Genomic DNA, 21,263 nt, shown 5'->3' with positions numbered 1-21,263 from the left:
AACAGGAGGTATCCCCTCCTGTTTTTTACATTGCTATTTTCTTTTTCTTCCGCTAAAGTTAAATGTTGATGCTATAGTTTTGAAGGTGAATATATGACACAAGAAAAATTTTCACAAAAATCATTAACGCACGCTGATATTCCGCGTGCAACATATCATATTCCGAAAACATCTACCCATTTAATTATGGAAGAAGATGCAGATGCAGCGTATTTCCGCGCTCTCGAGCAACAAAATGTATTTTTAAATGAAAAACAATTAGAAGCCGTGCGAACGACAGAAGGCCCTGTCCTTACATTAGCTGGTGCTGGAAGCGGGAAAACATCTGTTTTAACAACCCGCGTAGGTTATTTAGTAAATGTAAAACAAGTTCATCCGCGAAATATTTTACTGCTTACATTTACACAAAAAGCAGCTGAAGAAATCCGGAACCGTGTAGCAAATTTACCAGGTATGAATCGTGCTGCAAGTAGCTACGTTGTTGCTGGTACATTCCACTCAGTCTTTTTAAAATTGCTTCGTAGTCAAGGCTATAATCAGCAAATTTTAGCAAACGAAAAACATAAACAAATTATGATAAAGAAAATTTTAAAAGAGTTACGCTTAAAAGACGATTATGATGCTGAAACAATACTCGCTATGATTTCACTTGAGAAAAACAAATTGAATCGTCCGAAAGATGTAAAAGCAAAAACACCCGTTGAACAAGAATTTAAAGAAGTATACGAGCGTTTTGAAGAAGTAAAACAACGATATAATTATATTGATTTCGATGACATCCTATTAGAAACATACTATATGTTAGAGAATAATGCTCCTTTGCTTACCCAATTACAACAACGTTTCCACTATATTGAAGTAGATGAGTTCCAAGATACATCGTATGCACAATATGAAATTGTAAAATTGTTAGCCACGCCAAGAAATAATTTATTTATCGCAGGTGATGACGACCAGGCGATATACGGCTGGCGAGGAGCAAGTCACCAAATTATTTTATCTTTTCCAAAAGAATTTGATAACACTACGATTATCGCGCTTAATACGAATTATCGATCCAATCCTTTTATCGTCGGACTTGGAAATGAAGTTATCAAACTAAATCAAGAGCGTTTTGATAAAGAGCTATATTCTGTGCGCGAAGAAGGTGTACAACCTTTTTACGCCAGACCTGCTACGACTCTTGATGAAGCAAATCAAATTTTGCAACTCATTCAAGAAAAAGTAGATAGCGGCGAACGTAGCTTTAAAGATTTTTGTTTACTGTATCGCACACATTCTGTAAGCCGTTCGTTACTTGATCAGCTTACAATTCACAAAATCCCGTTTATTAAGCACGGTGCGAGCCAATCATTTTATGAACATTCTTTAATTAAGCCTGTATTAGATCATTTAAGACTGGTGATTGAACCGTTTCGACTAGAATCACTTTCAAATATATTGCCCACAATGTATATAGGGCGTGATGATTGTATTTCATTTATTGAACGTGAACAATGGAAATACGGTGAGGGCCGTTTCCCTTCTCTTCTTCATTTCTTATTATTAAATCCGAGCTTAAAACCTTTTCAAGTAAAAAAGGTAAATGAGCGTATCGATTTTATTAAATTTATAAAAGAATTAGAACCAAAAAAAGCATTGAAAGAAATTATTCATGGTAAAGGAAAGTATTTAGAGTACTTACAAAGTAATGATCGCTCTTCCTTTACAATGCATAAAGATATACAAGAAGAAATGTTAGAAGAATTAATGGAGTCTGCAACTCGTTTCACCGATATTCCAGCATACTTACAATTTATTGATGAAGCAATTCAAGGTCAAAAAGAAATGGAAGCATTAAAAACAATGCCGGAAAAAAATGCTGTTTCACTTATGTCTATCCATAACGCAAAAGGCCTTGAATTTCCATGCGTATTTTTACTTGGAGCGAGCGATGGTATTCTACCCCATACTTCTTCTTTAAAAGATGCAAATGATCGTGTTACAGAGACTTCTGAAGCTTTAGAAGAAGAACGTCGACTACTTTATGTCGCAATTACACGTGCGAAAGAAGAACTTTACATTTCCTCTCCGCAATTTTTTAGAGGAAAAAAATTAGATATCTCTCGTTTTTTATATACTGCGCGCAAAGATTTACCTGAAAAGACATCCACTAAATAAGGATGTCTTTTTTCATATTGCATTATGTACATCCCTACTATATAAATTCCTTGTTTTTATCATAAGAATTAACGTAATATCAACCATATCCCGTTCATATTGTAATAGTGTATGTCAGAACTCACGATAAGGAGTGAACATAATGAGCTGCAATTGTAACGAAGATCATCATCATCATCATCATCACGATTGTGATTTCAACTGTGTATCAAATGTCGTTCGTTTTATACATGAATTACAAGAATGTGCAACGACAACATGCGGATCTGGTTGCGAAGTTCCATTTTTAGGAGCACATAATAGTGCATCTGTAGCAAATACACGCCCGTTTATTTTATACACAAAAAGTGGAGAACCTTTTCATGCATTTGCACCAACTGCAAGTCTTTCTAGCTGCCGATCTCCAATTTTCCGTGTCGAGAGTATAGACGATGATGATTGCGCTGTATTGCGTGTATTAACTGTAGTATTAGGTGATACTTCTCCTGTACCACCTGATAATGATCCAATTTGTACGTTTTTAGCTGTACCAAATGCGAGATTAATATCGACCAACACTTGTCTTACTGTTGATTTAAGTTGCTTCTGCGCTATTCAATGCTTACGTGATGTTACGATTTAAAACTAAATAATGAGTTAAGCATGGATTGGGTGGCAGAAAATTCTGCCACCCAATCCATGCTTAAAAGGTATTATTATGTATTTTTTATAAAATTGGGAACTTGTCTAGAACATAGAACCTGTCCTTTTCATTAACTGAAAGTAGAAACAGATAAAGGAGTGAAAAACATGTTCTCTTCTGATTGCGAATTTACTAAAATCGATTGTGAGGCGAAACCAGCTAGTACACTACCTGCCTTCGGTTTTGCTTTCAACGCTTCTGCCCCTCAGTTCGCTTCATTATTCACACCATTACTATTACCTAGCGTAAGTCCAAACCCAAATATTACTGTTCCTGTAATAAATGATACAGTAAGTGTCGGAGATGGCATTCGAATTCTACGAGCTGGTATTTATCAAATCAGTTATACATTAACAATTAGTCTTGATAACGCACCTGTTGCACCAGAAGCTGGTCGTTTCTTCTTATCATTAGGTACGCCAGCTAACATTATTCCTGGATCAGGTACAGCAGTTCGTTCTAACGTTATTGGTACTGGTGAAGTAGACGTATCCAGTGGTGTTATTCTTATTAACTTAAACCCTGGCGATTTAATTCAAATTGTACCAGTTGAGTTAATTGGAACTGTAGACATCCGTGCTGCAGCATTAACAGTTGCACAAATTAGCTAGTAAAAAGCGGTATTTCTTCATTAGAAATACCGCTTTTTATATTTATAATAAAAAACACTCACAGTAATATGAGTGTTTCATTCTTCATAGTGTTTTATTGTGCTCTTCTTTTTCCCACAATTACATCCCTTTTTCTTTACAAATCCTTGTTGCTGTAATTGTTCTTGATATGCCTGTTGTTGCAATTGGTGTTGTTGCTGTATATGATACCATTGCTGCAGGTCATATGAATTTTGCCTTGGATTATTGCTCACAGCAAACATCTCCTCTACTGTCAATTCTGTCTATTTACTATATGAACAACTCTTTATTTCCGTTCCCTCATTCTTTTAAACTCCGCTTTTTCTCATATTATGAAAATATATTATTCTCCTATAAAATATCCTGTAATCGTTTCAATGATTGCTGCTGCTCCTGCAATAGCTAATAATGCAAGTAACGGCTCTGCAACGATAGGAGTCCAATTATATAAAACTAATAAAAAAGCACTAACCCATACACCTGTACACCAATAACAGCTTAATAATTCTCCAATCCACTTTCTTAATCCTTTACCTTTTACTTTTGTAAACGTTGATACACTTCCATCCGGCTCTGTAATCTCTAATTCATCAATAAACGGTCTTCGCAAAAAAGCTGTAATTTTATCATACACAATTAAACGGGTGAGCCTAAAAGCAGCTAACGCGAAAATGAAAAATAAAAGCCAACTTGTAAACAGCATGATTCCACCTTCCCTTATCTTCTTTCGCCTATTTAAAAAAAAAGGTCTTGAGATTGTGACCAAATCTCCTCGACTCCAATATCTTATTAATGTAAATACAAACAAGAAGATAAGGAGTGACATTAATGAGTTGTAACGAAAATAAACACCATGGCTCTTCTCATTGTGTAGTTGACGTTGTAAAATTCATCAATGAATTACAAGATTGTTCTACAACAACGTGTGGATCTGGTTGTGAAATCCCATTTTTAGGAGCACACAATAGTGCTTCAGTAGCAAATACACGCCCTTTTATTTTATACACAAAAAGTGGAGAACCTTTTGAAGCATTTGCACCAACTGCAAGCCTTTCAAGCTGCCGATCTCCAATTTTCCGTGTGGAAAGTGTAGATGATGATAGCTGTGCTGTATTACGTGTATTAACTGTAGTATTAGGTGATACTTCTCCTGTACCACCTGATAATGATCCAATTTGTACGTTTTTAGCTGTACCAAATGCAAGATTAGTATCGACTAACACTTGTCTTACTGTTGATTTAAGCTGCTTCTGTGCGATTCAGTGCTTACGCGACGTTTCTATCTAATAAGTGAAGTAAACTAAAAAACTATTGGGGTGGTAGAAGATTTCTACCACCTTTACATATTTAAAAGCCGGCCATACTAATCGATTGGATATCATCTATAGACAACTTAATATCTCTCATACTATTTTGCGGCATAATGGATACAATGCCATTACGATACGATATGATTGATCCAATATAAGAAACTGTAGCCGTTTTTATTCTGCACCTTACTTTCGGAATGTAATGAGGACGGTTTAATAAGAAATGAATTTTCTCATCATTATTCATATCCTTAAATGATTTATTATACGGAACAGTTCTCACTGGCTCTTGCTGCTCTTGTTCTTGTTCCTCTTCTTCTATTTTTTCTTCTACTTGTTGTTCTATTACCTCTTCCACAGCACTACTTACAACATTTTCATTTCTATTACTTTCCTCTTTTCGATCCTCATTTTCAAAGTTTGTTAAGATAATTCTTTTTATTTTCGGTGCAGCAAGTTCTAAACTTACTTGTGCAATATATAACAACGGTTTTCCAACTGTTGAACTTTTATTTTTATTCTTCACACTCGTCCCTCCCACTTCCATACGTAGCTGAATAAATCGTGTACTATTATAGTTATATTCATAACGTGGTAAGAACTTTCGTTAAAAATCATTCTTTCTAAGAACAAATAAAAAGGACAATCTCAGCATTTAGAGATTGTCCTTTAAAAATGAATATTATATTTATCCTAGGATATGATATCCTGAATCAACGTGAATGTTTTCTCCTGTTACGCCGCGTGCTAAATCACTGAATAAGAATACTGCTGTATCCCCAACTTCTTCAGGAGTTGTTGTACGACGAAGTGGTGCGCGCTCTTCAATTTCTCTTAAGATTGAGTTAAAGTCGCCTACACCTTTTGCAGATAACGTACGAATTGGTCCTGCAGAAATAGCATTAACGCGAATGCCATGTTGGCCTAAATCGTTAGCTAAATATTTCACGCTTGCTTCTAATGAAGCTTTCGCAACACCCATTACGTTATAGTTTTTCACAACGCGCTCGCCGCCAAGGTATGTTAACGTTAAAATATTTCCGCCTTCTGTCATTACTTTCTTCGCTTCTCTTGCTACAGCTGTTAAAGAGAATGCACTAATATTTTGTGCAAGTAAAAATCCATCGCGAGAAGTATCTACAAATTCACCTTTTAAATCATCACGATTTGCAAAAGCTATACAGTGTGCAACACCGTGAATTGTACCAACCTCTTGCTTGATTGTTTCAAAGCAAGCTGTAAGTTCTTCATCATTTGTTACATCACAAGGTAATACAAGTGATTCTTGTCCTTCTAATGTGTCCGCTAATTCACGAACGTTTCTTTCTAAACGTTCTCCTGCATATGTGAAGATTAGTTTTGCACCTGCATTATGCAAAGAGCGAGCAATTCCCCACGCAATACTTCTTTGGTTCGCAACGCCCATAACAACAAATGTTTTCCCTTGTAATAGTTCCATGATATATCCTCCCAGAATTGCTTATACTTGTTATTAGTACCTGATACTATAATTATAGTACCATAAAACCTCTTAAAGGCAAACAAAAAAGTCATTAACTTAAAATTGTTAATGACTTTTTGTTTCTATAAAAAACCGCTCTAATCCTTCTTCCCAAGAAGGCATTTGTGAAAAACCATTTAATCGTAGCATGTTATGTTGAAAAACAGAATATTTCGGTCTCGCTGCCGCCGCTCCAAATTCTTCAGTTGAAACTGGTAATACATTCACTTTCATATTTGCATTCGAAAATATTTTCTTTGCAAATTCAAACCAAGAACACGAGCCTCTATTTGATACATGATACGTACCGTATAAAGAAGTATGAATGAGCTTATTAATCATTACATTTAAATCTGTCACATAAGTAGGAGAACCGATTTGATCCGCTACAACAGATACTTCTGTCCTCTCTTTCCCTAATCGCATCATCGTTTTCACAAAATTATTTCCATACTTACCATATAACCACGATGTACGAACGATAAAGTATTTATTATGTAACTCTTTGACGAACTGCTCTCCCGCATACTTAGAAGCTCCATATATATTTATCGGTGCCGGATTATAAAATTCATCATACCCTTCCGGTCTGTCGCCCTGAAATACATAATCAGTACTAATATAAACTAACTTCGCTCCTACTAATTGTGAAGTAACCGCTACATTTCGAGCTCCTATTGCATTTATTCTATACGCAAGATCTTGTTCTTTCTCAGCATAATCAACCTTCGTATACGCTGCACAATGGATAATTATATGTGGCCTTATTTTTTGTACCACTTGCTGCATTCGGGATATATTTGTTATATCTAGTAACTTTTTATCAAATGGATATATGTCATATTCTTCAGGATTTAACTCTTCTTGTAGTTGCTTTCCCAATTGACCATTTGCTCCTGTTATGATAATCCGTTCTTTCATTTATATGCCCCTTACTTTTCTTTTAGTGGTTTCCACCATTCTATATGATGTTCATACCATTCCACCGTTTCTTTTAGCCCTTGTTCAAACGTATACTGCGGTTCCCAGCCAAACTCATTCTTCATCTTTTGCGCATCAATCGCATAACGACGATCATGCCCTAAACGGTCTGTAACATACGCAATGTCTTTTTTCGTCTTTCCTAAGAGAGAAATAATTTGTTCCACAACATCTACATTTGTTTTCTCATTATTTCCACCTATATTATATACTTCTCCTATACGCCCCTTATGCAGAACAACATCAATCGCACTACAATGATCCGTTACATGTAACCAATCTCTTACATTTAATCCATCGCCATATAACGGTAATTTTTTTCCTTCCAGCGCATTCGTAACCATTAACGGAATTAGTTTTTCAGGATATTGATACGGCCCATAGTTATTGGAGCAACGCGTTACTATAACTGGTAATTGATATGTTTTATAATAAGATAAAGCTATCATATCGGCGCTCGCTTTGCTTGAAGAATACGGACTATTTGGAGCTAATGGTGTTTCCTCGGTAAATCGACCTATTTTCCCTAAAGAGCCGTACACCTCATCTGTTGATACTTGCACAAGTTTAATATGCGGATATTTTCTAACTAATTCTAATAAGGTGACTGTCCCAATTATATTTGTATCATAAAAAGGAATCGGGTTTTCAATACTACGGTCCACATGTGATTCAGCTGCAAAATTGACAATTACTTGTACGTCACGTTCCTTAATAACATGCTCCACCAGCTCTCCATTTTGAATTTCCCCTTTTACAAAAGAGTAATTCGGATGATCTCGAAGAGACTTCACGTTATTTAAATTCCCGCTATATGTTAATGCATCGAAATTAATAATTTTATATGTTTCATAGCTTTGTAACATGTAATGAACAAAATTACTTCCAATAAATCCGGCCCCACCTGTTACTAATATATTCATAAACAACTCCCCTACTCAAAAGCTATCTTCACATTCCTGAAGTGACGGTAATATTCTATCTTTGTCAGACAAAATAGGACTTGTTACTGGCCATGGAATTGCTAATTCTTTATCGCTCCAAAGTACCCCTGAGTCATGATCAGCACTATAATACTCATCTACTTTATACATAACAATCGTATGCGGAACAAGTGTACAAAATCCATGCGCAAATCCTTTTGGCACTAATAATTGCCGATGATTATCCGCACTTAAAATATATCCTCTCCACTGCCTAAACGTTGGGGAATCTTTTCGCAAATCAACGATAACATCATAGATTGCTCCTTGCATAACTTGAATAAGTTTCGTTTGTGCTTTCGGATTCTTTTGAAAGTGTAATCCCCGAATCGTTCCCGCCTGCGCTGAATAAGATACGTTATCCTGTACAAATGAATACGTAATCCCTAATGTTTCTAGCACCTTCTTATTATAACTTTCAGTAAAAAAGCCACGCTCATCTCCAAATAACCTCGGTTCTAACAATTTTGCGTCAATAAAGTTTGTTTCTACAACTTTCATATTCTCACCTATTCTCCGTTAAACTGTTTCCCAAAGTTTATATCCCGCGCTAACGTATTCGCCTTTTGAAGAGAAACATGAGTTCCCGCATCCGTCCACCAACCGCTCATTTCATTATAAGTAAGTACCCCTCGGTTTAAATACCAATTATTGATATCTGTAATTTCAAGTTCTCCCCTTGCGGAAGGTTTTAATTCTTTTATATAAGAAAAGACTTTCGAATCATACAAATAAATCCCTGTGACTGCATAGGAACTTTTCGGTTCTTTCGGCTTTTCTTCAATTTCAATTATTTTTCGGTTTTGAATATTTGCTACGCCAAATCTCTCCGGATCATCTACAGATTGCAGCAGTACTTTCGCACCTTCTTTTTGATTTGCAAACTCTTCAACATACGGACGAATGTCATCAGAAAAGATATTATCTCCTAATAGAACTACCATGCGATCTTTCCCGACGAAATTCTCACAAAGCCCTAATGCTTGCGCAATTCCGCCAGCCTTATCTTGCACACGATACGTAAAAGACACACCAAACTCTTGACCGCTTCCTAAAAAACTAACAACATCTCCCATATGCTCTTTACCCGTAATAATCATAATATCTGTAATCTCGCATTGTTTTAGTTTATATACTGCATGATAAATCATTGGATAACGTCCAACAGGAAGCAAATGTTTATTCGTTACTTTCGTTATTGGATATAATCTCGACCCAGTTCCACCTGCTAAAATAATTCCTTTCATCCTGCATCTCTCCCTTATGATGGAGATAGTATATCTTTGTAATGTTCTACAAACACTTTCCGATCCTTCTCATATGTATCCGCATCAAACTCATCTCCGTTGTAGTGAATACACCATAAATTTGCTTGATTAGGGATACCAATTAAATAACCCGCCTTTTGAAACTCTAAAGACTGCGAAACATCATAAAAGTGGAATCCTTGAAACAAGTCTTCACGCCACGGAATATCATATTGTGTAGCCATTAATAATCCATCAATTGCTTGAACTGACATAAATGATTGATTCCCATAAAACAGCTGGTCTAAATTTAATAATTGATAATTCTGCCTTCTATACTCAATCACTTTCCCTACTAAATTTTTCCCCTCCCACCATATCCCGTTGCTCGGTAAAAACTGGGCTCCAGCTACGCCAATTAAACCGAGTTTTTCATTATCTTTAAAAAGAGAAATGAGTGTATAAAACATATCTCGATTAATAAGATACGTATCTTGATGTATATAAACCTTATACTTCGCGGGATATGAAAGTGCTCGGTTATATGCACTTGCCATACTTTTCGCATCTCGTATCGGAAAAATTTGTACGACATAACCAGGGGGAACAAAAAGATTTCTTACTTGTCTCTCACATTGTTCAAACAGCTCTTCATTATTTATACAAACAACGACTAATATTGTATGATCTTTCATTTTGTAGCCCCTCTATTCGTCTTGTTTTACATCTGACATATAGTGTTCCACAAATATCTTTCTGTATTTTTCATAGTTAGTCATATTCACATCAATATGATAATGAATGCACCACGCATCACGCTGTACAGGAACCCCAACTGTATATCCAGCTTTTCTAAATTCAAATGATTGAGACACATCATAGTAGTCAAACCCATCAAACAAGTCTTCACGCCACGGAATATCGTATTGCGTTGCCATTAATAAACCGTCAATACATTCAACTGGCATAAATGTTTTTGAGTCATGATACGGCTTTTCTTGACTGGCCATATAAAATAAATCATTCATATAACCAATTACTTTTCCAACAACTCCTCTACCTACATTCCATATTCCATTCGGAGGAACATATTGGGCTCCAACCATACCAATCATTCCAAGATGTTCATGATCCTGAAATAATTGCAATAATCCATATAAAAATCCCATATTTACAATGAAAACATCTTGATGTATATATATTTTATATTTCGCTGGATGCGAAATTGCTTGATTATATCCGCTCGTCATACTTTTCGCATTCCGAATCGGCATAAACTGTATTGTATATCCTGGAGGAACTGGCAATTGTAATATATGTCGTGCACATTGTGCATACATTTTCCGATCATTTATACACGTAACAAATAATATTGTTTTATCTGCCGTACTCATAATTGTGATTTTTCTGCTTCAATAATATATTGAAATACAACTGTCTCAGCCATGAAGCCACTTCCAAGACGATATTTTTTACAAATCCCATATAACTCCTCAATAAGCGGTTCATACATTTTATGATCAACGTATACACGATCTACTTTACTAATCGAATAACCTGCTTTTAAAAACATTCTTAGCATTTCATTAAATGTAAAGAAACGAATATGTGTTTTATCTAATAGACCATATTCTGTATACGTCCAGTTTCCAGCGAGTAAGGGAGCTAATACTGAAATGTGAGAAACGTTCGGTATACTAGCCAAAATTACACCATTTTGCTTTATATATGGTTTTACTTTTTCTATTACAGCCCACGGATCAAATAAATGCTCTAATACGTCCCCAAATATAACGCAATCAAATTGCTCCTCCTCATACGGCATATCCATTGTTTCTATATCACCTAAAATAACATGATCTAGTTTTTCTTTTGCTTTTTCTGCCGCCTCTGGGAATGCCTCAATTCCTGATACACGTGTGCCATTTTCTTTTATGACCGCTCCCAATGCACCGCTCGAGCAACCAATATCAAGAACTTCTTTCCATTCCTTTTTTATATGCTTTAATAAATTCGGATTCACTGCATTATAATAATGCCCAGACTTTTCTTCATATAAAGAATTCTTTTGGGGATTCATTTCACACACTCCTTATACAAATTGAATTTGAAATATAAACCTCATCTATAGACTTTACTAGATAGCCAATCTATTAGAGTTAGAATCGTAATAGGCCATTTCTAAAAAACGCAACCTATAACGATTTATATTGTTCATCAAAAACACTCCGAAAATATTTGCGGTTATATTCAATTGCAGCATTATTCGGAACATAAGAAGCTGCCAATTCATTGTAATAATAAGCTTTATCTTGCTCGCCTAACTTGCTATAACAAATACACATTTGTAAATAAGGAATCCACGTGTAGCTAGCTGGACTGTGAAAAGGACTGTCTGTTGCCATTGTCACTTCTGTTGCAAGTTTAAACCAAAAAATTGCTTCATTATATTTTTGTTGATCCATATATATATATCCTATTCTTGTACAATTCTCTCCTCTAGGGACATCATACCGAAATGACTTCACACAAGATTCAACTGCCTTTTCCCACATTCCAAGCTTTGCATAGCAATCTCCTAATTTACCACATGCATAAATTTTCTCTTCATACCAACCTTCGTCTTGATTAAGAAATGTTTCATATAGCAAAACTGCATCATCATATTTTTGATTATCCATAGATTCATTCGCGTAATAAAACAAATCTCTCGGACTCAATTCCTCTCCAGCTGCTACAGCATCTTGAAAAATTTTCAAATTGCGGTTCGTTACTTTCTTTTCTTTTTTATGCGTAATCGCAACATTACTATTAAAAATCTCACCAAAAATAGCTAAATACTCATGCACCTTTCCAAACCATTGAAATTCTTTTTCACGCTTTACAAGCCGATATCTTTTTGTACAGTATAAAGGTTTCCCATTAGAATCCATTACAAGATGATAAGGCATCGAAACAGCATCCACATTAGAATCTAAATCTTTTTTTAATAGCTTCAATGCCTCTTGAGCATCTTCTAACAACACATCATCAGCATCTAGCCATAATATATATTCTTGCGTTGCTTTTGAAAAAGAAAAATTTCTAGCTGCCGCAAAATCATTAATCCATGGAAAGTCATATATGTTAGAGGTATATTGAGCTACAATTTCTTTCGTTCGATCAATGGAACCTGTATCAACTATAATAATTTCATCCACAATTTTTTCCACTGCGTCTAAACATCGACCGATTGTATCTTCCTCATCTCGAACAATCATACATAAACTAATTGTAATTCCTTGCTTGTTCAACATAATCACCCTCTTCCAAATCAATCATATGTTATACATACAATAAACTTTCCACTTTTTTAACTTGCACAAGCAGTTGAAGATTTCTTTTCAATAATTCAAATGTCCGTGTCATTTTCTTCCGGTTTTGCATCTACTATATAATGAACGCTTTATGGAGGTGAATTTATGTCAAATAATAATTATTCAGATGGATTAAATCCCGATGAATCTTTATCAGCTAGTGCATTTGACCCTAATCTTGTAGGACCAACATTACCACCAATACCACCGTTTACCCTTCCTACCGGGCCGACTGGACCGACTGGACCAACTGGGCCAACTGGGCCAACTGTACCAACTGGACCGACTGGGCCAACTGGGCCAACTGGGCCAACTGGACCGACTGGACCGACTGGACTAACTGGACTAACTGGACTAACTGGGCCGACTGGGCCGACTGGGCTAACTGGTGCTACTGGTGCTACTGGCGCTACTGGTGCTACCGGACCGACTGGACCGACTGGGCCAACTGGGCCGACTGGTGCTACTGGGCCGACTGGTGCTACTGGCGCTACTGGCGCTACTGGCGCTACCGGACCGACTGGACCGACTGGGCCAACTGGACCGACTGGGCCAACTGGACCGACTGGACCGACTGGACCGACTGGACCTTCTGGCTTAGGACTTCCAGCAGGATTGTATGCCTTTAACTCAGCTACAGTTTCTTTAGCTCTTGGAATTAATGATCCAGTACCATTTAATACCGTTGGATCTCAGTTTGGTACAGCAATTTCTCAAATGGACCCTGATACTTTCGTAATTAGTGAAACTGGGTTCTATAAAATTACTGTTATTGCTTATACAGCAGCAGTAAGTTTATTAGGAAGTCTTGCCATTCAAGTTAACGGAGTTACTGTACCAGGTGCGGGCACAAGTTTAATTTCACTTGGAGCTCCTATCGTTATCCAAGCCATTACACAAATTACTACAACACCATCACTCGTTGAAGCAGTTGTTACAGGAATTGGTTTATCACTAGCTCTTGGTACAAGTGCATCAATTATTATTGAAAAAATCGCTTAATTTTGTACTTAGCAGTAAGACTGATATCAGTCTTACTGCTTTTTCATTATTAAATTCAATCATTAAATCTTTCTTTTCTACATAGTCATAATGTTGTATGACATTCCGCAGGAGGCACTTATATGGAAAATAAATCGGCTGTCCAGCTTTATCTCGAGTTATTAAAGAAAACAATTCTATTTGAAATATGGTTAGAATACGAACCATACTTACCTGCTTCGTTACATATATCTAAAGAGCTATCCTATGAACCAGTTACAGTTCCGCTTCCTTTATTTCTCAAGCAATACGTAGAAAATCACAATTTAAAAATCGTTGATCCTAACGTTTCAAAAAATGCGCGTCAAGGTGGTAAGGATTGGCCAAGAGCAGCACACAGTATGGTTGGCCGAAAACGTATGAATCAATTACATGAGGCTATGGAAACTGTTGTCAGGGAAAATATAGAAGGTGATTTCATTGAAACTGGTGTATGGCGCGGAGGATCATGCATTTTTATGAATGGTTTTTTACAAGCAAACAACATTACAGATCGTACTGTGTGGGTTGCCGATTCGTTTGAAGGTCTGCCAGCACCTAACTTAGAACAATATCCGAAAGATTACGGTGATTATTTGCACACATTCGATTACTTACGAGTTTCTTTAGAAACAGTGCAAGAAAACTTTAGAAAATACGATTTATTAAATGATCAGGTAAAATTTTTAAAGGGTTGGTTTAAAGATACATTGCCTTCAGCACCGGTAGAAAAAATTGCAATTGCTCGCCTTGATGGTGATATGTATGAATCAACGATGGATAGTCTGGTAAACTTATACGATAAAGTTTCAACAGGCGGCTATATTATTATTGATGATTACGGATTGGTAACATGCGCAGAGGCTGTAACAGATTTCAGAAATGAAAGAAACTTACAAGCTCCTATTACTAAGATTGATGATTTCGGTATTTATTGGCGAAAAGAATAGAATATAACTTTATTTTTTGAGGGGTTCTATTACACTACTTATTCATAAAAACTAATTGTGTAAAGTTCCCCTCACTATAAATGATTAACTTATATATACAATAGAAATCCCCTACTTTACTACAAGGACGGAGTGAATGTATGAACGAAAACGAGAAAAAAATCACATTAATTCCACCACCAGAACTCGTTCAATATGTAGGTGGTAATTTTGAAGAAGTTGGAAAAGAGTTTATGCAGTATTTTATTGACATTGGCAATTTAAAATCAAATGAAACAGTGTTAGATGTAGGCTGTGGCATTGGCCGAATGGCGGTTCCATTAATGGATTATTTAAACGATGAAGGTACTTATTATGGATTTGACTTATTCAATGCGGGCATTACATGGTGCAAAAATAACATTTCTACACGCCGTAACAATTTCCATTTTGAACATGTCGATATATATAATCAATTCTACAATCCCGATGGAAAAGAAGATGCTTCCCAATACAAGTTTCCATATGACGATGAATCATTCGATTTTATTTTTTTAACGTCTGTATTTACCCATCTCCTTCCAAAAGAATTAGAACATTACGTATGCGAGATTGCACGAGTTCTGAAAAAAGATGGGCGATGTTTTATTACTTTCTTTTTAATTAACCCTGAATCATCCTATTACTTAAATGCAGGACTAAGTACGTTAGATTTTTATCACCAAATTGACAATTGTTATGTTCTAAATAAAGATATCCCGAATTTCGCAGTTGCCCATCCTGAGAAAGATATTCGTACCCTATTAAATAAGTATGGACTAGAAATGCAGACTTCTCCCCATTATGGTTCATGGTGTAGCAGAACGGAACACACAAGTTATCAAGATATTATTCTTACACAAAAAATTTCTGAAAGGTAGTTGTATATGAATAATATAAAAAATCCGCCGCTCGTTTCCATCCTTATTCCCACCTATAATCGACCACATTATTTTAAAATCGCTTTAGAAAGTGCATTAGCGCAAACTTATTCAAATATTGAAATTATTGTAGGGGACGATAGTACAAATAATGAAACAGAAAAATTAATATACAGACATTATTTACATAAACATAAACATATAACATACATTCGAAATGCCTCTACTCTAGGACAATTTCATAACGCCCTTATGCTCTTAGAACAGTCAAACGGAGAGTACATAAATTTCTTAATGGACGATGATACATTTTATAATAATAAAATCGAAAAAATGATGTTTTATTTCCAACAAGACCTCAATAAAAATCTCGCTCTTATCACATCCTATCGCACTTGGATTGATGATAATGGAGATATAATTGAACAACATCCCTCCATGAAAAAATTATATGATGAAGATACTCTACTAAATGGGAAAGATTTTGGAAACCGTATGCTTATGGCAGGACAAAATATTATCGGTGAGCCTACAATCGTACTCTTTAGAAAAAGCCTATTAACGGAACCTTTCGGCACTTTAAATGGCAGAAAATATGGTTGTAGTGTTGATATGGCCTCTTGGATAAGTTTACTTTCAAAAGGTGATGCGATGTATATCACTGAGCCCTTAAGTTCATTCCGTCTTCATACTGGACAGCAAGTACGTCACAAATTCCTTGAGGGCTGTGAAGATTTTTCCCAGCTCGTTTTAACCTCAAAAAAGTATGGTTTCTTACAAGACGCCAGATATTATAAAAAAGGTTTGATAAGAGCTTACGGATGGTATAAAAATGCGGTCAAATTTTACGATTTATTTCCAAACCTCATTCCAGATCAAAATACACATGCACGACTTTCTTATTGTTTAAATATCATTACAAAAGAGCTCCGTGCAATATAGTCCATCACAAGGGAGGAGCTATTCCTTCCTCGTGATGTATGACTTCCCACAAATAGTGGAATAAATGTATGCATAGTCTGCTTGTATATTATTTTTATCATGACATGATCCATATACTTACTAGGCGATAGAAAGGAATACATACATTGAAAGATCCAAATTCTCAATATCAAATAGACTACGTATTACTACTCATTTTATTTGCCATTGGGACTGTTAGTTGCTTTGCAATTGCAAGTGCACAAGCCTCTTTACCACCATTTTTGCAAAATGTAAATTTTGTATTAAAGCAAATCCAATGGTACTTCATTGGATTTATAGCCATTGGTATGATTATGATTATTGATTTCGATCGTTATCAAAAAATTGCTTGGTATTTATATAGCTTTGCATTGGTACTACTTATCGGACTAGAACTTCAAGTACCTGGTGCCGTTACAATTAAAGGTGCTACCGCTTGGTACAGGCTTCCCGGCATCGGAAATTTCCAGCCTTCTGAAATCATGAAATTGTTTTTAATTATCGTCACTGGACGAATTATAGCAAATCACAATGAGAAATATTTTTTCCGAACAATACACGATGATTTTTTATTACTCGGAAAAATATGTGCAACAAGTTTGCCACCCCTACTACTTATTGCAAAGGAACCTGATTTAGGAAACACAATGGTAATTTCAGCTATGCTCGCAGCAATGATACTAGTTTCTGGTATACGTTGGCGTTTTATTTTCGGATTAGTTTCTGGTATTTTTGTAGCTGGCGTTACATTAACGTATATTTTTTTTACTCATACAAAATTCTTTAAAGCACACATTTTACAAGAATATCAACTAAATCGCTTCTATGGCTGGTTAGCGCCATACAAATATGATGCGCAAGGCTATCAATTAAGACAAGCTTTCTTAGCTACTGGATCAGGAGAAATGCAAGGAAAAGGTTGGGAAAATGGGCAAGTATACTTTCCAGAACCACATACAGATTTTATTTTCACCAACGTCGCTGAGCAATTCGGCTTTTTAGGCGCAAGTGTTATTATTGCACTTTTTTTCCTACTTATTTTCCGCATGATTCATATCGCTTTAGAAAGTAATGACCCATTCGGTAGTTACATCTGCGCGGGCACAATTGGAATGTTTACTTTTCAAGTATTTCAAAATATCGGGATGACCATTGGATTACTGCCTATTACAGGAATCACATTACCTCTTATGAGCTACGGAGGAAGTTCCTTGCTCACATACATGATAGCGATTGGATTTGTTTTAAATGTTCGCTCAAGGACGAAAACCTTTATGTTTAACTGAAGCATAGAAACGATATATTTTTATCTCTATCCTTTTTTAGATATACTAATGAAAAATATGATGGAGGTTTAAATATGAAATATGACATTATAGGAGATATTCATGGATGCTTCCAAGAGTTTCAAGATTTAACGATGAAACTCGGATATAACTGGAATAATGACCTGCCGATTCACCCTGATCAACGCAAGCTTGCTTTTGTTGGTGATATTACAGATCGCGGTCCTCATTCATTACGTATGATTGAAATTGTGTGGGAACTTGTTATAAATAAAAAAGTAGCTTATTACGCTCCGGGAAATCACTGTAATAAACTATACCGATTTTTCCTTGGGCGCAACGTGACAATTGCTCATGGACTCGAAACAACTGTTGCTGAATATGAAGCACTGCCTTCTCATAAACAAAACATGATAAAAGAAAAATTCATCACACTTTACGAGCAATCCCCTTTCTATCACGTACTCGATGAAAAAAAGTTAATTGTTTGTCACGCCGGAATTCGGCAAGATTACATAGGAAGACAAGATAAAAAAGTACAAACTTTTGTATTATATGGAGATATTACAGGAGAAAAACATGCTGACGGCTCACCTGTCCGTCGCGACTGGGCGCAGGAATATAAAGGAACAGCTTGGATTGTATATGGACATACACCCGTAAAAGAACCTCGCTTTGTAAATCATACAGTTAATATTGACACTGGGGCTGTATTTGGTGGCAAACTAACCGGACTACGTTATCCTGAAATGGAGACCATTTCCGTTCCTTCTTCCCTGCCTTTTGTACCTGAAAAATTCCGCCCAATTTCATAACCCTTATTTAAAATGTACGAGGGATTATCGTTTCATTTAGGCGGCTCTCATAAAAAACTAGGTAAAGTAATGAAAAAAAGATGCACGAAAGTGCATCTTTTTTTCATTACACGGCATATACTGTCGCAGGAGGTGACAGTATGAAGAAAAAATCTTCTAAACAAAAAAGAAAATGCCCGCCTTTTTATCTACCCATGTACGGAATTAACAACTGGTGCAGCATTCGAGCTGCAGCTTTAGAAGCACCGGAAGGACAAGAGGCTTCCACAAAAAACAAAGATAGACCAAAATATGTCTCTTTAGAAAATGCTGTAATGAGCCGCATAATTGATAATAGAAAAACAAAGATGCAGCAAAAAAATAAACCTCTCTCTACTCAGAATAAACAGATTGTGCCTTCTGAGCAAACAGAGAAAAATATAGAAGAAAATATACCTGTAGTAATAAATAAAAAAACAGAAGCAGAAATTCCAGCTGCTATTATCAATCAAGTGAAGAAAATAAAAGAAGCTTTAGCACCATCCAATGATATACAAACAGAAAAAACGATCATAATCCAAGCCCCTACACCTGAAAATACAAAAGTAAAAAAAGGTGGGCGGTATGCACATGCAGAGGGGCTTCACTCTAATGCAGAGGGTATAGCTTCACATGCAGAAGGGCTTCTTACACATGCAAAAGCTTCTTTCTCTCATGCAGAAGGATCAAAAACGAAAGCAACTGGACATAGTTCCCATAGTGAAGGAAGTGAAACGACAGCAGGCGGCTCTTATTCTCATGCGGAAGGTAAACATACAATCGCTTTAGGCGAAGCAGCACATGCAGAAGGAACCGCGACTATCGCTAACGGATTCTCTTCTCATGCGGAAGGTAATCATACATCAACAGCTCATTTTGCAGGTAGCCATATTATGGGACGTTTCGGCACAGCAGAAGAATCTTATTCTTGGTTTATTGCAAATGGTACAAATGAAACTGACCATAATATCGGTGCAAAGTGGCTTGCTCATAATGGGGAAATGTATATTGATGGTGCTTCTTACAATGCAAGTGGAACTGATTTTGCACAAATGTTTGAAACAGCAGACAATAATTTTATTGATGTAGGTTATTTCGTTACATTTAGTAGCGAAGAAAAAATTCGGATCGCTACTTCAAACGATTCATTCATTTTAGGAATATCTAGTGCAACCCCCGCCCTTATAGGAAATAGCGGTGCTTTAAGTTGGCAGAAACGATATAAAACAGATAACTTTGGAAAACGCCAATATGTACGTACGGAATCACAAGACATACAACCTCTTTTAAATACAGAATGGGATCCAGCTTGCAAATATATAGCAAGAAAAGATCGTACCGAGTGGCTTCCAGTCGGATTGATTGGACAAATGTTAGTACACGATGACGGTACTTGCGAAACGCATGGATATTGTCGTCCAAATAACGATGGCATTGCTACAAAATCCGAAAGTGGATTTTTCGTTATAAAGCGCACGGGTGAAAATCAAATTTTAATATTATTCCGCTAAGAAAAAAGGGAACAAAATTCTTCATTACATAAGAATTTTGTTCCCTTTTTAAGTATGCCTTAATACCCCTTGCATATCGCTTGGAATCGTTGTAGTGAAAGACATTTCCTTCTCTAAAACAGGATGATAAAACGTCAAAGATGTACTATGAAGTGCTTGTCGTTTCATTTCATCCCTTTTTCCTCCATATAAATCATCGCCAAGTAACGGGTGTCCTATATGCGCCATATGCACACGAATTTGATGTGTTCTTCCTGTCTCAAGCTCAAGCGATACATGCGTATTATGATTGGCGCTATCAATCACTCTAAAATGAGTAACTGCTCTTTGCCCCTCCTCACAAACAGTTCGCTCAATAATGCTATCCGATTTTCGTCCAATCGGTGCCTCAATCGTTCCTTCTCGTTCTATCATCTCACCATGAACGATTGCTTCATATGTTCTTTTCACAGCTTTTTGTTGATGCTGTTTCGATAATAGATGATGCACGAAACGATTTTTTGCAATAAGCATAAGCCCTGAAGTATCACGATCTAACCTTGTTACGATGTGCACCGTACTTGCAAGATGTTGCTTATCATAATGAGATAAGAGCGCATTCGCAACACTCCCTGCCGGATGTTCTCTAGACGGAATCGTTGACATGTTCGCCTCTTTGTTTATGACAAGAACCGCATCATCTTCATATACAATATATAAAGGGATATCTTCTGCAATCATCCCTTCACTTCTTTCTTCCATTGGAAAAAAGACACGTAATTCCTCACCAGCTTGCAACTGATGACGAACGCTCGCATGTTGACCATTTACTTCAATAGCTCCGCCGTGAAACTTTATATCCGTTAATGCGGCTTTAGAAATCCCTTTTGTTCTTAAAAATTCTCTAACTAAAGTTCCCTCTTCAGCCGATTCTATATCCCACTTCAATGTAAATCTGTTCAAATATATA

24 protein-coding genes are annotated in these 21,263 nt (G+C 36.3%); 11 read left to right on the top strand and 13 right to left on the bottom strand.

Annotated features, from left to right (window positions below; translation table 11 throughout):
- The first annotated feature begins 93 nt into the window (after nt 1–93).
- The 3 genes from FS742_RS16105 (at nt 94) to exsF (ending at nt 3,453) form a co-directional block, all read left to right on the top strand.
- Complete coding sequence (locus FS742_RS16105; RefSeq protein ID WP_144613585.1) at nt 94–2,160, top strand: ATP-dependent helicase; 2,067 nt, start codon at nt 94–96, stop codon at nt 2,158–2,160.
- Between the two features lie 142 nt (nt 2,161–2,302).
- On the top strand, nt 2,303–2,782 hold the full coding sequence (gene cotY, locus FS742_RS16100; protein ID WP_144613583.1) for a spore coat protein CotY: 480 nt from the start codon (nt 2,303–2,305) through the stop codon (nt 2,780–2,782).
- A gap of 167 nt (nt 2,783–2,949) precedes the next feature.
- Entirely contained in the window at nt 2,950–3,453 is a 504-nt protein-coding gene (gene exsF, locus FS742_RS16095) for an exosporium protein ExsF (protein WP_000492933.1), read from the top strand.
- A 77-nt stretch (nt 3,454–3,530) separates the two neighbouring features.
- On the opposite strand, the gene FS742_RS16090 is transcribed toward exsF, so the two are convergent.
- Nucleotides 3,531–3,716 carry a cytochrome C oxidase subunit III gene (locus FS742_RS16090; protein ID WP_144613581.1) on the bottom strand — a complete coding sequence of 62 codons (186 nt, stop codon included), beginning with the start codon at nt 3,714–3,716 and terminating at the stop codon, nt 3,531–3,533.
- Between the two features lie 101 nt (nt 3,717–3,817).
- Nucleotides 3,818–4,177 (bottom strand): DUF1360 domain-containing protein, encoded by a 360-nt coding sequence (locus tag FS742_RS16085; protein WP_144613579.1) that lies wholly within the window; start codon nt 4,175–4,177, stop codon nt 3,818–3,820.
- A gap of 125 nt (nt 4,178–4,302) precedes the next feature.
- Here FS742_RS16085 and exsY point away from each other — a divergent pair, with 125 nt between their 5' ends.
- Nucleotides 4,303–4,761 (top strand): exosporium assembly protein ExsY, encoded by a 459-nt coding sequence (gene exsY, locus FS742_RS16080; RefSeq protein WP_144613577.1) that lies wholly within the window; start codon nt 4,303–4,305, stop codon nt 4,759–4,761.
- A gap of 60 nt (nt 4,762–4,821) precedes the next feature.
- Here exsY and FS742_RS16075 read toward each other — a convergent pair whose 3' ends face one another.
- From FS742_RS16075 to FS742_RS16030, 10 genes are all read right to left on the bottom strand, one after another.
- Entirely contained in the window at nt 4,822–5,331 is a 510-nt protein-coding gene (locus FS742_RS16075) for a spore coat CotO family protein (protein ID WP_144613575.1), read from the bottom strand.
- A gap of 141 nt (nt 5,332–5,472) precedes the next feature.
- Nucleotides 5,473–6,243 carry an enoyl-ACP reductase FabI gene (gene fabI, locus FS742_RS16070; RefSeq protein ID WP_000421885.1) on the bottom strand — a complete coding sequence of 257 codons (771 nt, stop codon included), beginning with the start codon at nt 6,241–6,243 and terminating at the stop codon, nt 5,473–5,475.
- Nucleotides 6,244–6,351: 108 nt separating this feature from the next.
- A complete protein-coding gene (gene rfbD / locus FS742_RS16065; RefSeq protein WP_144613573.1) occupies nt 6,352–7,206 on the bottom strand; it encodes a dTDP-4-dehydrorhamnose reductase in 855 nt (284 codons plus the stop codon).
- 11 nt (nt 7,207–7,217) lie between these two features.
- Nucleotides 7,218–8,189: a dTDP-glucose 4,6-dehydratase gene (gene rfbB, locus FS742_RS16060; RefSeq protein ID WP_144613571.1), complete on the bottom strand. Its 972-nt coding sequence runs from the start codon at nt 8,187–8,189 to the stop codon at nt 7,218–7,220.
- A gap of 15 nt (nt 8,190–8,204) precedes the next feature.
- Nucleotides 8,205–8,750 (bottom strand): dTDP-4-dehydrorhamnose 3,5-epimerase, encoded by a 546-nt coding sequence (gene rfbC / locus FS742_RS16055; protein WP_144613569.1) that lies wholly within the window; start codon nt 8,748–8,750, stop codon nt 8,205–8,207.
- Between the two features lie 8 nt (nt 8,751–8,758).
- Entirely contained in the window at nt 8,759–9,496 is a 738-nt protein-coding gene (locus tag FS742_RS16050) for a sugar phosphate nucleotidyltransferase (RefSeq protein WP_144613567.1), read from the bottom strand.
- A gap of 14 nt (nt 9,497–9,510) precedes the next feature.
- Nucleotides 9,511–10,191, bottom strand: coding sequence for a glycosyltransferase family protein (locus tag FS742_RS16045; protein WP_144613565.1), 681 nt, complete (start codon nt 10,189–10,191; stop codon nt 9,511–9,513).
- Nucleotides 10,192–10,203: 12 nt separating this feature from the next.
- Entirely contained in the window at nt 10,204–10,890 is a 687-nt protein-coding gene (locus FS742_RS16040) for a glycosyltransferase family protein (RefSeq protein ID WP_144613563.1), read from the bottom strand.
- On the bottom strand, nt 10,887–11,576 hold the full coding sequence (locus tag FS742_RS16035) for a class I SAM-dependent methyltransferase (protein ID WP_144613561.1): 690 nt from the start codon (nt 11,574–11,576) through the stop codon (nt 10,887–10,889). Before FS742_RS16035 ends, FS742_RS16040 begins: the two co-directional genes overlap by 4 nt.
- Nucleotides 11,577–11,691: 115 nt before the next feature.
- The gene (locus FS742_RS16030) at nt 11,692–12,792 is read right to left on the bottom strand and encodes a glycosyltransferase (RefSeq protein ID WP_144613559.1); all 1,101 of its coding nucleotides are present in this window, start codon (nt 12,790–12,792) and stop codon (nt 11,692–11,694) included.
- 165 nt (nt 12,793–12,957) lie between these two features.
- Between FS742_RS16030 and FS742_RS16025 the strand changes: the two genes are divergently transcribed.
- The 7 genes from FS742_RS16025 to FS742_RS15995 all read left to right on the top strand — a co-directional run bounded on the left by FS742_RS16025 (nt 12,958) and on the right by FS742_RS15995 (nt 20,314).
- Nucleotides 12,958–13,854, top strand: coding sequence for a BclA C-terminal domain-containing protein (locus FS742_RS16025; RefSeq protein ID WP_144613557.1), 897 nt, complete (start codon nt 12,958–12,960; stop codon nt 13,852–13,854).
- Nucleotides 13,855–13,976: 122 nt separating this feature from the next.
- Entirely contained in the window at nt 13,977–14,822 is an 846-nt protein-coding gene (locus tag FS742_RS16020) for a TylF/MycF family methyltransferase (RefSeq protein WP_098077747.1), read from the top strand.
- A 140-nt stretch (nt 14,823–14,962) separates the two neighbouring features.
- Nucleotides 14,963–15,721: a class I SAM-dependent methyltransferase gene (locus FS742_RS16015; protein WP_144613556.1), complete on the top strand. Its 759-nt coding sequence runs from the start codon at nt 14,963–14,965 to the stop codon at nt 15,719–15,721.
- Between the two features lie 6 nt (nt 15,722–15,727).
- A complete protein-coding gene (locus FS742_RS16010; protein WP_144613554.1) occupies nt 15,728–16,663 on the top strand; it encodes a glycosyltransferase family 2 protein in 936 nt (311 codons plus the stop codon).
- A 146-nt stretch (nt 16,664–16,809) separates the two neighbouring features.
- Nucleotides 16,810–17,970 carry an FtsW/RodA/SpoVE family cell cycle protein gene (locus FS742_RS16005; RefSeq protein ID WP_144613552.1) on the top strand — a complete coding sequence of 387 codons (1,161 nt, stop codon included), beginning with the start codon at nt 16,810–16,812 and terminating at the stop codon, nt 17,968–17,970.
- A 74-nt stretch (nt 17,971–18,044) separates the two neighbouring features.
- Nucleotides 18,045–18,785: a bis(5'-nucleosyl)-tetraphosphatase PrpE gene (prpE, locus tag FS742_RS16000; RefSeq protein WP_144613550.1), complete on the top strand. Its 741-nt coding sequence runs from the start codon at nt 18,045–18,047 to the stop codon at nt 18,783–18,785.
- Nucleotides 18,786–18,925: 140 nt separating this feature from the next.
- Nucleotides 18,926–20,314, top strand: a complete 1,389-nt coding sequence (locus tag FS742_RS15995) for a peptidase G2 autoproteolytic cleavage domain-containing protein (RefSeq protein WP_144613548.1) — start codon at nt 18,926–18,928, stop codon at nt 20,312–20,314.
- A 48-nt stretch (nt 20,315–20,362) separates the two neighbouring features.
- Here the strand turns inward: FS742_RS15995 and FS742_RS15990 are convergent, their stop codons facing one another.
- The gene (locus tag FS742_RS15990; protein WP_144613547.1) at nt 20,363–21,256 is read right to left on the bottom strand and encodes an RluA family pseudouridine synthase; all 894 of its coding nucleotides are present in this window, start codon (nt 21,254–21,256) and stop codon (nt 20,363–20,365) included.
- Nucleotides 21,257–21,263 lie beyond the last annotated feature (7 nt).

This window comes from Bacillus cereus, assembly GCF_007678085.1.
Taxonomy (GTDB): Bacteria; Bacillota; Bacilli; order Bacillales; family Bacillaceae_G; genus Bacillus_A; species Bacillus_A cereus_BE.
The sequence above is the reverse complement of the archived record's forward strand: the minus strand, read 5'-3'. Positions and strand labels throughout refer to the sequence as shown.